The sequence below is a fragment of the Neptunicella marina genome, from assembly GCF_014270035.1.
GTDB lineage: Bacteria > Pseudomonadota > Gammaproteobacteria > Enterobacterales > Alteromonadaceae > Neptunicella > Neptunicella marina.
This window is the reverse complement of the sequence record NZ_JACNEP010000001.1, coordinates 20,172-32,204: the sequence shown is the minus strand read 5'-3', so window position 1 is coordinate 32,204 and position 12,033 is coordinate 20,172. Positions and strand designations below refer to the sequence as shown.

The window sequence follows — 12,033 nt, the reverse complement described above, 5'->3', positions numbered from 1 at the left end:
GGAAGTAATGGCTCTGACACTCTCAATGATGTTTAAAGATGGTCAGCAATATATGCAAACCTGGCCCCAGCAAAAGGCGTTAAATAGCCTGTTTCCTGAAAATCGAATCATTAATGCTACGCGTTTTGGTATCAAAGTTATGCCGCCAATTGCTGTGGCTGTAGTGGCGTTACAATACAATTATTTTGGTCAGCAGCAATTACCACAAATCTTAACCACCGGCGCTTTTATATTAAGTTTGCCGTTGCAGGGATTGTTGTGGTTAGGTTTTCGTTCCAATCAATTGTTACCGCCTTCAGTCAGGCAGTGGTATGTCGAAACGCATGCCAAAATGCGCCAGCACGGTTGTCAGATTAATAATTTAAAATCTAAACCCACCTACAAAGAACTGGCGACGTTATTAAAAGCGGCATTTGAGCAACTGGATAAAGTGTTTACCAAACAGTGGCTGTAGTGGGGAAGAGCTGACTTTAATTCAGCAAAAGTCAGCTTTAAGCAGTTTCATCAATTGAGGCTGATGTATTCGTAGTCTGTTCAGCCGCAACATCAGTACGATAGAAATTAAGAACGGTTTGCATTGTTGTTGTACCTGCAGGCCGTTCAATCAGCATATTGAATTTGTATCCTCGCTGATTCACTTGTAACTCTGTATTGGTACCAGATTCTTCTGGCATACCCTGCTTAGCTTTTGGCGTTATTTCAGGCGCCTGATTTACCCCTGACACCGATTCCTTTGGAGTTTTAGGAGCAAGATCGGACGTCGCTGACTTCTCAACGCTTTGATTACTGTCGGCACGATGTGACATTCGGCTTATTTGTGCCTGTACATCGGCTGGACCTAAATTTACCGATATTTGCATAATACTATCCTCCCAAGTTGTTATCGGTTAAATATCGAACAACTTTAGGGTTGATAGTCTATTTATTATGCAAATAATGTTTGTCGTGGAAGGTGTTAACCCAGCTAGGTAAATAAATCACCAACAGCGTTATGGTCATACCGTTAAGCATGCCTTCAGGGAATAGCAGTAATGGGATAAGTATCAAGTAATTATCTACAATAATCTGCCAGCTATATTGACCAGTTAAAAAGTAATATCCGCCAAATAACAGCATTTTTAAGCTAATTGCAGCCATGCCTGAGGCAAAAGCACATACAAATATATAGATAAATAAATGCCTGGGCAGTTTATGAAATGTCCAGCTAAATACGGCATAGCTTAAGGAAATAGGGGCGATACAACCTAATAATCCATTGATCCCAAACATAGATATAGGTGTCATGCCTGCTAAGGTAACACCCAATAGTGCTAACATAGAAACAACGATCGCCCATCGGTATCCTAATACCAGCGGTAGTGCGGATAACCATAAAAAATGCACGGTAAGGCCGGGATAAATCCCGGTTCTAAACATCCACAAAATAAAAACAGCTACCACACAGCCAAAAATTAAGTGCTGAGTTTTCCCACTATGCAGCAATGACCTTAAGGGCAAAGCCCTCAGCATCATGCCGACCAGCAGTAAATAAACGAATGTGGCGCTAATTTGGATTAACGACATTATAATCCTGCTTATTTATAGGTTGCCCAAATTGGCGCATGATCTGAAGGTTTCTCAATGCCGCGTAGTTCGTAGTCAATACCAGCATCAGTCAATTGGGTATGCAGTTTCTCGGTCGCGAGAATCAAATCAATACGCAACCCACGGTTGTCATCAAACCCCTTAGAGCGGTAGTCAAACCAGCTAAAACGATCAGTGACTTCTGGGTGTAATTCGCGGAAGCTGTCTTTGAAACCGTAACCCAGCAAGGTATTTAACCATTCACGTTCTTCAGGTAAAAAGCTGCATTTACCGGTTTGTAACCAACGCTTGCGGTTAGGCTCACCAATACCAATGTCACAATCCTGATGAGATATATTAACGTCGCCCATGACGATCATATTTTCTTGTTTATCGCGTGATTCAATGTACTGATTTAAATCTGCGTAGAACTTTTGTTTGGCTGGAAATTTAAGGGGGTGCTCGCGATTTTCGCCTTGCGGAAAATAGCCGTTTAACACTCTGACTGGTTCGCCATTAGGCAAGGTAAAGGTAGCCATGATCATGCGGCGCTGGGCGTCTTCATCATCGTCAGGGAAGCCGTATTGCACATCCTGAGGCGCTTGTTTGGATAACATGGCTACCCCATAGTGGCTTTTTTGACCGTGATAAATCACATGATAACCCGTTGATTCAACGGCTTCTAACGGAAACATTTCATTGTGGACTTTGGTTTCCTGCAGTCCAATAACATCTGGCTGGTGTTTTTCGATAAGCGCTTCTAACTGATGTTGCCTTGCTCGTAGCCCATTGATGTTAAAAGAGATAAACTTCATTGAATTGTTCCTGTTTAAATGATCTGCCCGCATGGTATCAAATTGTCGCGCAGCAATGCTATTACAAAGGACTGCAGATTGGATCTGATTACCACCAAGCGATTATCGATAGATTTATTATCAACCGATGACGCTGATTTTATCGTTGAGTTGCTCAATCAGCCTGACTTTATTGAACATATTGGTGACAGAGGCGTTAGAACGCCTGCCGATGCGCGTCGCTATATTATTAATGGTCCGCAAAAAAGTTATGTACAGCATGGTTTTGGATTGTGGAAAGTGAGTATAAAGCAATCGGGTCAGGCCATTGGTATGGCAGGATTGTTACAACGGCCTAATTTGATTTCAGCTGATATTGGTTACGGTTTTTTACCTATTGGCAGAGGGCAGGGATATGCACTTGAAGCAGCTGAGGCAATTTTGCAGTTTGCTAATCATGAGTTAAGACTAGTTGATGTAGTGGCTTTGGTATCTCACAATAATTCGCCATCCATTCGTTTATTGGAAAAATTGGGCATGACGTTCCATCAGGAGCATTTTATACCAGGTGAAAATGTCAGTTGTTTGTTGTATGGCTGAAAATAAAATTTATAGAGGATTAGGCGACAGCGATTTTAATATTGGAGTATTTATTCAGAACGAGCCGGATTCGGCAGAATTCTCATCTCTTACATCAATTCAGGCGCTTCAATCCGGTGATATAACACGTATTTCCAGTGCATTTGGTAACGGCTGGCGTAAAGTATTTAATGTTTATGCCAAACTTCTGTTTGCGCTTGATAGTCAGTTATTCCCCTACCAATCCTTAGCGAGCAGCTGGCAACAATATCGTGATCAGTATTTGTTGCAACAAGGCAGTAAAACCGCATTAATTTTTGGTTCACCACATCAAATTCAAACCAATGCGATTAATATCATAACAGGCCGGCATTTTGGTGCTAAAAGCGAGTCTGAGTTTGAATTTGTGTGGGTCGACCATCATTTTGCACTTTGCCCACCACATCGGGTTATAATTTGCCCCTATTTTGATTATCGACAGTTAACTAATGCTCGAATCGAGCAATTAAGTGTTTATATTAATCAGTTTGTACAAAATAAGTGAGAGCCTGTGCAGCAGCAACCCAATAATCCTTTACATGGTGTCACCTTAAAAGCCATTTTAATTAAACTCGAGTCGCATTATGGATGGGAAAAGCTTGCGGAATTAATTGATATTCGCTGTTTTAAACATGATCCCAGTTTAAAATCGAGCTTAACGTTTTTGCGCAAAACGCCTTGGGCACGCGAAAAAGTTGAGCAGCTCTACATTCGATTAGTGAACAATCCCTGGCAGCGGGGCTCAGAATAAGTCTTACAGCCTGACTTACTTTATTTACCATGCCTTAAAAAACTCACAGTGATATCTATGCAAAATATCTGGCGTCAGCAATTTCCTTTAATAAATCAATCAACCGACTTGGTTTATTTTGATAGTGCGGCTACCACACAAAAACCACAGATAGTGCTTGAAACATTGCAGCATTTTTATCAGGCACAGAACGTAAATGTGCATCGTGGTTCTTACCCGCTGGCGGTATCGACCACAACAGAGTTTGAGTCCGCACGTAAAACAATGGCCAAATTCATCAATGCGCCAGATGAAAGGTGCATTGTTTTTACCAAAGGAACAACAGACGCTATCAACTTAGTGGCCACATGTTTAGCCAGGCAATCCAGTATTAATGGTAAAAATATAGTAGTTACAGAGTTAGAACATCACGCAAATTTTGTACCCTGGCAGCAACTGGCAAAACAGCATCAATGCGAGTTACGCGTAACTCCGTTAAATGACGTTGGTGTGCTTGATTTATCGGGCCTGCAGCAGATTATTGACCACAACACATTGATAGTTGCCATGGGGCATGTATCTAACGCCTTAGGTAATATTAATCCGGTTAAAAAGGTTATCGCTGAGGCAAAAAATGTGGGTGCATTAAGTCTTGTTGATGGCGCACAAGCGGTTGGCCATTTTAGGGTTGATGTCACTGAACTTGATTGTGATTTTTATACCTTCAGTGCACATAAAATGTTCGGACCGACTGGGATTGGTGTGCTGTATGGCAAATTCCATTTACTTGAATCTTTGCCCCCATATCAGCTTGGCGGCGAAATGATTGAACATGTCAGTTTAGAAGATACATCATTCGAATTACCTCCACTTAAATTTGAAGCAGGTACACCCAATATCGAAGGGGTATTGGGCATGGCAAAAGCTGCCCAGTGGTTATCGCATGAGTTAACCGACAGTTTCCAACAGTATGAGCAGCATCTTTATCATTATCTGTTAGATAAGTTTAGCGTTATTGAAGGTATAAAGGTGTGGGGCGATCTTCATTCCTCAGTGCCTATTTTATCGTTTAGCATTAAAGATGTTTCTGCCCAGGATGTGGCGTTAATTTTGGGTGAACAGGGCATTGCTGTTCGCGTTGGTCACCATTGTGCTATGCCATTAATGCAGCGACTGGGAATAAGCGGAACGATTAGAGTTTCGCTTGCAATATACAACACGATTCAGGAAATCGATCAGTTGATTTTGGCTCTTCAAAGCGCGATTCAACTTCTAAAAAAAGACGTTAATTCTGGTGTTGTAAGCAAAAGTCAGTTGCAAAACGTTGGTGGTAAATCGGCCCATTCACAAGATAGAGTGCTTTTTAACGCAATTTCTCAGGCAAAAGGCTGGGATGCAAAATATCGTCAGCTCATGCTGGCCGGTAAAAAGCATCAAGGTATGGCTGATGAAGATAAAACCGCTGATACGCGTGTCAGTGGCTGTGAATCTAATGTTTGGCTAAAAACTGAAGTTAAAGGCGAACAGCTTACGATTAGCGCTGATAGCGAGAGTAAAATTATCCGTGGTTTATTGGCCCTTATCTGCGAAGTGTTAAATCAACAGTCAGTCGAATACATTAACGTATTTGATTTAGCGGGATATTTAACCGAAGCCGGATTAGAACGCCATTTAAGCCCAAGTCGCACCAGTGGTTTAAACAGCGTGTTTAATGCAATCAAGCAGCGCTGCAATTAATTGATTGTTTATTCAGCGCGTGCTTTTTCAAGCAGTTTGTCAATAACCCGGGCAGCCGCAACAAATCCAAATGTACCTGTTACCGCAACTGATGCGCCAAAACCGTTATTGCAATCCAGTTTGACACTGCCATCAGATAAATTTTTAGTTTGACAGACACTGCCATCCGCTTGCGGATAAACCAGTTGCTCACTGGAAAATACGCAACTAATGCCAAACTTACGTTTAGGATTGCTGGAAAACCGATACTCTTTACGTAACAAGTTACGCAATTTTGAGGCGAGGGGATCCTGAATGGTTTTACTCAGATCACCCACTTGGATCCTGGTGGGATCGGTTTGGCCGCCGGCGCCGCCAATAGTTATGATTGGCAATTTATTACGTTTACAGTGCGCTATCATTGCAGCTTTAGCTTTAATGCTGTCGGTTGCATCCACTACAAAATCAAGCTCGTTATGTAAAACCTCAGCAACGTTGTCGCTGGCTACAAAATCCTCAATGCAAATGACCTTGCAATCTGGATTTATCGCTTTAAGACGCTGTGCCATAACATCAACTTTAGGCTGACCAATGGTGTCGGCTAATGCATGTAATTGACGATTGGTATTGGTGACACACAAGTCATCTAAATCGATAAGGGTGATTTTACCCACAGCGGTTCTGGCAAGTGCTTCTGCCACCCAACAACCAACACCACCTATGCCAGCAATGGCAACGTGTGAGTTAGCTAATATGTTAGGTGCGTCCTGACCATATAAACGGGCAGTGCCACCAAAACGCTCTTTGTCTGACATAAGTTACATACTGCTTGATAAAAGGGCGTGAATTATCCCTGTAACCACTGCAAAAATAAACACCTGCTTAATTTGTTACTGCGATTTGATGCTGGTGTCGGTATTGAAGCGGCGCACAACCAAATTTAGCTTTAAAGTGATGACGAAATGTTAGGCTGTTCTCAAATCCAGCCTGGCTGGAAACCTGCTCAATGTTGAGATTGGTTTGTTGCAACATCTGACTGGCTCGCTCCAGTCGTTGCATGATAAGCCACTGCTGTGGGGTTAAATTTGTGGCTTTTTTAAAACAACGGTCGAAATTGCGGCGCGACATATTGGCTTTTTCGGCAAATTGGTTAATCGATATTGTGTGTTGTAAATTAGTGATAGCCCAATCCATACTGCTCGATAATGCTTTGTTTTCCGATATCACTGGTGCTTCAACAAATTGCGATTGTGTCGCATTGCGATGCACAGGTAACACCAGTCGTTTGGCCACAGCATTTGCCGTATCTAAACCAAAGTCCTGCCTGATTAATGCTAAGCCTAAATCCAGAGCGGCGGCGCTGCCGGCCGACGTTGCAACATTACCATCGATGCAATACAAAACATCGTTGCTGAAGTTTACCCGCTTATAACGCTGGACAAATTCTGTGGCATAGCGCCAATGAGTTGAACAGGTTTTAGCATTTAAGATGCCAAGTTCTGCAAGTAAAAATGCCCCGGAACAAAACGACACAAGGCGCTTACCTGACTGGTAAAATTCCAGTAATTCGCTGGCTAAATGAGAGGGAATTTCACGTTGTGCGACTGGCCAGCTAGCGATGACAACCATGTCATAGGCATCTAATGAATTAACAATCTGTGTATTAAGCACCAGGCCCGCGGTAGTGCTACTTTGTGTATCTTCCAGACTCACTACATCCGCATCGTAATAGCGTTTTAACTCTGGGCGCGGCAGGGCAAACAGCTCAACAGCGCACGCAAGTTCGAACATAGAAATATCAGGATAAACCAAAATAGCTGTTTTCATGTTATTAAGATTATGGACTTTAGTTGGCTTAATTTTAATGAAAAATGTCAATGCAGCCAATTTTTTGTGTGTTTTATATATAGCAAACTAAACCTGTTCAAAAAAAACAAGGAAATTAATCATGAGTTCTGCTGTTTCACGTATTCCTGCTGCATCAAGCGATGTCGCTCTAGCCCATTTTAGCCTGCTACTTGAATTTGAAACTGACTGTTGGGATGTTCATCATGCGATCAGTAACAACAAACAAGACTTCGTTTTACTCGATGTAAGAAGTGACGATAAATTTAAGCAGTCACATATTGAAGGTGCGGTTAATCTGCTGCACAGCAAAATAAACGAGCAAAATTTACAACAATTTGCACCTGATACCTTGTTTGTGGTTTATTGCGCTGGCCCTCATTGTAATGCGACAGAAAAAGCCGCCATCAAACTGGCAAAACTAAATCGCCCCGTTAAAAAAATGATCGGTGGCATCACGGGGTGGATCGATGAAGGATTGTCTCTAATTGAATCAGATTAAGGAGTTAGGGTGACGCAACAGTTTGATGTCATTATCGTCGGAGGCGGCATTGTAGGTGCCGCAACGGCCTGGCAATTGAGTAAGCAATCTAAAAAGCTCAATATACTTTTGCTGGAAAAAGAAGCGTCACCAGCATGTCATCAAACAGGACGAAACTCTGGCGTCATTCACGCCGGCGTCTATTATCCACCAAACAGTTTAAAAGCCCGGTTTTGCAAAGATGGACTTATTCAAACGTATCAGTTTTGTCGTGACTTTAATGTGCCTTACGAGCAATGCGGTAAATTGGTTGTGGCTACCAATGAGGTTGAACAATCCAGACTTGAGCAGTTAATGCAACGTTGTGATGCCAATGAACTTGTTCCTGAGCGTTTATCTAGAAAACAACTAAAGCTGCGTGTTCCTGGCCTGGCGGGTGAAGAAGCGATTTGGATCAAACAAACTGGCATTACTGATTATCGCCGTATTACACAAACGATGCTCGAACTGGCACAAGAGAAGAGAACGACAGTCATATTCCAGCAAGAAGTACATTCGATTACTGAAAGCAGTCAGGGTGTGGTAGTAGATACATTAGCCCAGCGGTTTCACACTAAGAAACTGTTGGTTTGTGGGGGCCTGGAGTCTGACCGTTTAATTAAAAGTGCTGGTTTTACCGCTGGTTTTAAAATTATTCCTTTTAAAGGTGAATATTTCCGTTTGCCAGACCATTATTCACAAAAGGTTCCGCATTTAATTTATCCAGTGCCTGATCCCGATTTACCATTTCTGGGCATTCATTTAACGCGCATGATTGACGGCGGCATAACTGTTGGGCCTAATGCTGTACTGGCGATGAAGCGTGAGGGGTATAACCGTTATCAATTATCGATTTCAGATCTTGCCGATATGGTGAGTTATAAAGGCTTTTGGAAACTGCTTGCAAACTATGCGGGGGCAGGAGTCACTGAGCTGAAGAATAGTTTTTGGCGAAAGGGCTATTTAGCTCAGGTACAAAAATACTGGCCAAGGGTAACGCTGGAAGATTTAAAATCGTATCCTTGTGGAATTCGTGCACAGGCCGTTGATAGAAATGGTCAGTTAATTCACGACTTTAAATTTGTGCAAACCGACAATATGCTGTTTGTGGGGAATGCGCCAAGCCCGGCTGCCACATCGGCAATTCCAATCGCTCAGCACATTATTAAGCAATTTAATCAGCAATAATAAATTACTCGTCCTGCTTTTTAGTTTCTCCAATTGGGGTCTGTTCACCTTTACATACCGTATCAAACTGATCGCGGTAGTAACGTAAATCTGCACAGTTTTCGTCAAAACGACGTTGTGCTTCCAAAACTTGTTGAGGGTTAGTGTTGTTTTTTATTTGAAATTGTAACTTTTTACATTCAAGTTGTTGTTCTTTTATTACTAAAATATCTTCACAGCGCTGAGGTTGTTGTGCACAACTGACTAGTGCAATACAAGCTGCTGATAACAGTGATTTGTTCATATTATTTTTATCCTAAATATGCCTGAAGCTCTGGGGTAATGTGTGTAAGCTTTTGGCGATGCGAGTCGGGGAGCTGCAAGCTATCAATTGAATGATAAAGTTTGCGGCATTCCATTTTGAGTTGCGGATCAGGTTTGCTTTTTTGTGCAATAAGTTTACCTATGACCTGTAATAAATTTATTGCCACTCCTGTATTCATTGGTGCCAGTGCCAATGCCTGATGGAAGGCATCGTAAGAAGCCTGATATTGTCCCTGATTATAACATTCTATGGCTTTTTTCTTGTGTCTGTCGAAACTGCCGCTGGTGGTTTTAACCTGCTTTATCGTATTGCTTAACAGCCGTTGGGTATTGGGGTCCTGAGTATCGGTATCCCTGACTTTGTCTAATAAAGCTGAGGCCTGCTCATATTCTCCGAGATCAAACATGATTTTAATACTGTCAGGAGCCAAAGATGAGGGATAGTCTGCAAATTTTTGTTCAATTTGTTGTTGCGACTCATATAAAGCCCGACGGGCATTTTGTAATTTGCCCTGAATAACGCTGATCCTGGCGTTTACGATGGTTTCAAACGCATCAAAGTCAAAAGGTTGAGGGCTGTTTTGTACCAGTTCAGTTTGCTTTTGACGTTGTAATTCCAGTAATGCGTCCTGATGATATTTGTTGCTTAGTTTGGGGTCGAGGGCTTGCTCAGCGAGCTCTAATATCGAACGAATGTAATTACACATATGTGAGATGTTTTTATGCACAGAGTGGCGTGATTGTTCCAAAATGGCCAAACAGCAATTTTTAGCAAAGTCATAATCACCACTGGCCTGAGCGATTTCACATCCCAAATATTGACGTTCAATCGAATGCGGGGATAGATTGATTGCCTGCTTTATTTCCTCACAGGCTTCGGCCAGCTTTTCGGTGCGCAAATAACATTGTGCCAGAATATCGTGAGAGTCTGCGGCCAACACACGGTTATCAACAATATTCCTGGCCATGTTAATGGCTTCTTCAAATTGTCGTTTGTACATCATGGTTTTGGCCATTGCCATCACAGCCCATGGTAATTGTGTATCACGGACTAACGGGTCTAATACCGACATCGCAACATCGAACTTATCTTCACGCCACAAAAGCTCGACCATAACCACAGAACAAAACTGACGGTAACGACTGCCTGAACTAATGGCGTCCTTACAGGCATTAATTGCGCCGCGAATATCTTTGTTAAATAAACAACGGTATAAGGATCTTAATGCTTTATGTTTAGTGGCTATTTTACCAATACGATTGGCCAGCTGCGCCTGGGAAAAGGGTTTTATCAAATAATCATCTGGCTGGTTTTCCAGCTTGCCCATCACAGGCGGATGTTCAGTATTGCCACTTACCATTAAATACAGTGTATCTGGCGACAGCAATTTTTTATAACGCAACTCTTCAAGTAATTGCATGCCGGTTTGTGCATTACTACCTAAATCATGATCTGAAATCACGATGTCAAATAGTTGGTTCTCACATAACCTGACGGCTTCTTCCGCAGTTTCCGCTAAATTGATGCTTTGTGCGCCCAATGCATTGAGATAATTACGTAACTTTAAAAGAAATGGCCTGTGATCATCGACAACCAGAATCCGTTTATCATGATAGGTCATTTTATCCATGGGCTGAAAAGCACTCCAGTTGTAATAAATTAGATGGGAAATCTTTATCTATTTTGTACTTAAATCATGAATTTCACTAGGAAATTTCGATTAATTCTTTGATTGATAGGGTAGATGGTTGGCATAAGGAGTAAAGGTTAATTTTAATTATCCGATATAAACAGCAATACCTTTGTATGCGAAACAGGTTATGACTCAACAAGTTAATCTGAATCAGGATATTGAATTTAGTGGACGTCTTGGCAAAGCGCTTAACCATCGTGGAGGGGCTGAGTTTGCCTTGATGCTGGCATGCTTGCAGCAAGACTATCTGGCAAGGGTTAAGTTTGAACAACAAGATAACCCACTGTATTCCGAAAAAACAATTGCTGCCGATCTTCAACATTATCCGGTTCAGCCACTTTATGCTGAGGAAAAGCACTGGCGGCAAATGCAAGTACAAAAACAATTATGGCAACATCATCAGCAGGCTTCTGCACGTTTGTATGAAGTTATTCATCCCGCGCCTCTGGGACTAAAGGATCAGACTCAGTTTATCGATCCGGTTATTATCGACAATGCAGGGATAAATAACTCGGTGATGCAGCAACAGCAGGATATTGACATTGATGAAACATCGCTGTTTGAATTGTTGAATAGACTACAGCCTAAAACGAGTGAGCAAAGTGCCGCATAAGTGAAAACTGGGTAAGGTTAGCTAGTTGGGAAATGTGATTTACAATCTGCCAGAGTCATCAAAAATTCTGCCCGATAGGTAACGCCACTGATGATTTTCCTTAATAAACTGTGACAGCTCATGAAGTTGGTAAAGCTGATTATCAACCTGATACATAGCACGAAACTCAACTTCACCTGTATCACCCGCAACTGATGTTTTTTCAATTTTTAAACCAAGCCAGGTTGTACCATTAGCATGCTCTCTAAGCTCATCAACTGATAAAGGACGGTCTGGGTGTTTGGCACTGTATGTATTAAAAATATATTGATACTGTTTGACGACATAGGCGCTGTAACGCGAGCGCATTAAGGCCTCTGGATTATCTGCACTTTGTTGCTCTTCAACAAGAGGTGAGCAACACACTTGGTATTTATTACCTGATCCACAAAAGCACTGCATAACAATCT

Annotated in this window: 16 protein-coding genes; 8 read left to right on the top strand and 8 right to left on the bottom strand. The window is 42.0% G+C overall.

The window, feature by feature from the left end; genetic code table 11:
* The first annotated feature begins 7 nt into the window (after positions 1-7).
* Positions 8-454, top strand: coding sequence for a terminus macrodomain insulation protein YfbV (gene yfbV / locus H8B19_RS00175; RefSeq protein WP_186504761.1), 447 nt, complete (start codon positions 8-10; stop codon positions 452-454).
* A 37-nt stretch (positions 455-491) separates the two neighbouring features.
* Here the strand turns inward: yfbV and H8B19_RS00170 are convergent, their stop codons facing one another.
* From H8B19_RS00170 to xthA, 3 genes are read right to left on the bottom strand one after another with little or no spacing between them, the layout of a single operon-like run.
* Positions 492-860: a hypothetical protein gene (locus H8B19_RS00170; protein WP_186504760.1), complete on the bottom strand. Its 369-nt coding sequence runs from the start codon at positions 858-860 to the stop codon at positions 492-494.
* A 58-nt stretch (positions 861-918) separates the two neighbouring features.
* Positions 919-1,563: an energy-coupling factor ABC transporter permease gene (locus H8B19_RS00165; RefSeq protein ID WP_186504759.1), complete on the bottom strand. Its 645-nt coding sequence runs from the start codon at positions 1,561-1,563 to the stop codon at positions 919-921.
* Between the two features lie 11 nt (positions 1,564-1,574).
* The gene (gene xthA / locus H8B19_RS00160; protein WP_186504758.1) at positions 1,575-2,378 is read right to left on the bottom strand and encodes an exodeoxyribonuclease III; all 804 of its coding nucleotides are present in this window, start codon (positions 2,376-2,378) and stop codon (positions 1,575-1,577) included.
* A gap of 78 nt (positions 2,379-2,456) precedes the next feature.
* Between xthA and H8B19_RS00155 the strand changes: the two genes are divergently transcribed.
* From H8B19_RS00155 to H8B19_RS00140, 4 genes are read left to right on the top strand one after another with little or no spacing between them, the layout of a single operon-like run.
* The gene (locus H8B19_RS00155; RefSeq protein ID WP_206683146.1) at positions 2,457-2,957 is read left to right on the top strand and encodes a GNAT family N-acetyltransferase; all 501 of its coding nucleotides are present in this window, start codon (positions 2,457-2,459) and stop codon (positions 2,955-2,957) included.
* Positions 2,950-3,480, top strand: a complete 531-nt coding sequence (locus H8B19_RS00150; protein ID WP_186504756.1) for a DUF6942 family protein — start codon at positions 2,950-2,952, stop codon at positions 3,478-3,480. The genes H8B19_RS00155 and H8B19_RS00150 overlap by 8 nt, the downstream gene beginning before the upstream one ends.
* A 6-nt stretch (positions 3,481-3,486) precedes the next feature.
* Positions 3,487-3,726 (top strand): VF530 family DNA-binding protein, encoded by a 240-nt coding sequence (locus tag H8B19_RS00145; protein WP_186504755.1) that lies wholly within the window; start codon positions 3,487-3,489, stop codon positions 3,724-3,726.
* A 57-nt stretch (positions 3,727-3,783) separates the two neighbouring features.
* Positions 3,784-5,442 (top strand): SufS family cysteine desulfurase, encoded by a 1,659-nt coding sequence (locus H8B19_RS00140; RefSeq protein WP_186504754.1) that lies wholly within the window; start codon positions 3,784-3,786, stop codon positions 5,440-5,442.
* Positions 5,443-5,450: 8 nt separating this feature from the next.
* Here the strand turns inward: H8B19_RS00140 and tcdA are convergent, their stop codons facing one another.
* Both tcdA and H8B19_RS00130 read right to left on the bottom strand, forming a co-directional pair.
* Entirely contained in the window at positions 5,451-6,236 is a 786-nt protein-coding gene (gene tcdA / locus H8B19_RS00135; protein ID WP_186504753.1) for a tRNA cyclic N6-threonylcarbamoyladenosine(37) synthase TcdA, read from the bottom strand.
* A gap of 67 nt (positions 6,237-6,303) precedes the next feature.
* Positions 6,304-7,248 carry a GlxA family transcriptional regulator gene (locus H8B19_RS00130; RefSeq protein ID WP_186504752.1) on the bottom strand — a complete coding sequence of 315 codons (945 nt, stop codon included), beginning with the start codon at positions 7,246-7,248 and terminating at the stop codon, positions 6,304-6,306.
* Between the two features lie 121 nt (positions 7,249-7,369).
* Between H8B19_RS00130 and H8B19_RS00125 the strand changes: the two genes are divergently transcribed.
* On the top strand, positions 7,370-7,768 hold the full coding sequence (locus H8B19_RS00125) for a rhodanese-like domain-containing protein (protein WP_186504751.1): 399 nt from the start codon (positions 7,370-7,372) through the stop codon (positions 7,766-7,768).
* Positions 7,769-7,777: 9 nt separating this feature from the next.
* A complete protein-coding gene (lhgO, locus tag H8B19_RS00120; protein ID WP_186504750.1) occupies positions 7,778-8,974 on the top strand; it encodes an L-2-hydroxyglutarate oxidase in 1,197 nt (398 codons plus the stop codon).
* Between the two features lie 4 nt (positions 8,975-8,978).
* Here the strand turns inward: lhgO and H8B19_RS00115 are convergent, their stop codons facing one another.
* Together H8B19_RS00115 and H8B19_RS00110 are read right to left on the bottom strand one after the other, a co-directional pair.
* Positions 8,979-9,257 (bottom strand): hypothetical protein, encoded by a 279-nt coding sequence (locus H8B19_RS00115; RefSeq protein ID WP_186504749.1) that lies wholly within the window; start codon positions 9,255-9,257, stop codon positions 8,979-8,981.
* A gap of 7 nt (positions 9,258-9,264) precedes the next feature.
* Positions 9,265-10,908, bottom strand: a complete 1,644-nt coding sequence (locus H8B19_RS00110) for a response regulator (protein WP_186504748.1) — start codon at positions 10,906-10,908, stop codon at positions 9,265-9,267.
* Positions 10,909-11,098: 190 nt separating this feature from the next.
* Here H8B19_RS00110 and H8B19_RS00105 point away from each other — a divergent pair, with 190 nt between their 5' ends.
* Positions 11,099-11,584 (top strand): VC2046/SO_2500 family protein, encoded by a 486-nt coding sequence (locus H8B19_RS00105; protein ID WP_186504747.1) that lies wholly within the window; start codon positions 11,099-11,101, stop codon positions 11,582-11,584.
* Positions 11,585-11,623: 39 nt separating this feature from the next.
* Here the strand turns inward: H8B19_RS00105 and H8B19_RS00100 are convergent, their stop codons facing one another.
* The gene (locus tag H8B19_RS00100; RefSeq protein ID WP_186504746.1) at positions 11,624-12,025 is read right to left on the bottom strand and encodes a YchJ family protein; all 402 of its coding nucleotides are present in this window, start codon (positions 12,023-12,025) and stop codon (positions 11,624-11,626) included.
* Positions 12,026-12,033: the final 8 nt, after the last annotated feature.

What these genes read in the sequence shown, in the direction of transcription:
- yfbV (WP_186504761.1), top strand. Translation starts at nt 8, where the DNA reads ATGGCTCTGACACTCTCAATGATGTTTAAAGATGGTCAGCAATATATG.
- H8B19_RS00170 (WP_186504760.1), bottom strand. Translation starts at nt 860, where the DNA reads ATGCAAATATCGGTAAATTTAGGTCCAGCCGATGTACAGGCACAAATA.
- H8B19_RS00165 (WP_186504759.1), bottom strand. Translation starts at nt 1,563, where the DNA reads ATGTCGTTAATCCAAATTAGCGCCACATTCGTTTATTTACTGCTGGTC.
- xthA (WP_186504758.1), bottom strand. Translation starts at nt 2,378, where the DNA reads ATGAAGTTTATCTCTTTTAACATCAATGGGCTACGAGCAAGGCAACAT.
- H8B19_RS00150 (WP_186504756.1), top strand. Translation starts at nt 2,950, where the DNA reads ATGGCTGAAAATAAAATTTATAGAGGATTAGGCGACAGCGATTTTAAT.
- H8B19_RS00140 (WP_186504754.1), top strand. Translation starts at nt 3,784, where the DNA reads ATGCAAAATATCTGGCGTCAGCAATTTCCTTTAATAAATCAATCAACC.
- tcdA (WP_186504753.1), bottom strand. Translation starts at nt 6,236, where the DNA reads ATGTCAGACAAAGAGCGTTTTGGTGGCACTGCCCGTTTATATGGTCAG.
- H8B19_RS00130 (WP_186504752.1), bottom strand. Translation starts at nt 7,248, where the DNA reads ATGAAAACAGCTATTTTGGTTTATCCTGATATTTCTATGTTCGAACTT.
- H8B19_RS00125 (WP_186504751.1), top strand. Translation starts at nt 7,370, where the DNA reads ATGAGTTCTGCTGTTTCACGTATTCCTGCTGCATCAAGCGATGTCGCT.
- H8B19_RS00115 (WP_186504749.1), bottom strand. Translation starts at nt 9,257, where the DNA reads ATGAACAAATCACTGTTATCAGCAGCTTGTATTGCACTAGTCAGTTGT.
- H8B19_RS00110 (WP_186504748.1), bottom strand. Translation starts at nt 10,908, where the DNA reads ATGGATAAAATGACCTATCATGATAAACGGATTCTGGTTGTCGATGAT.
- H8B19_RS00105 (WP_186504747.1), top strand. Translation starts at nt 11,099, where the DNA reads ATGACTCAACAAGTTAATCTGAATCAGGATATTGAATTTAGTGGACGT.
- H8B19_RS00100 (WP_186504746.1), bottom strand. Translation starts at nt 12,025, where the DNA reads ATGCAGTGCTTTTGTGGATCAGGTAATAAATACCAAGTGTGTTGCTCA.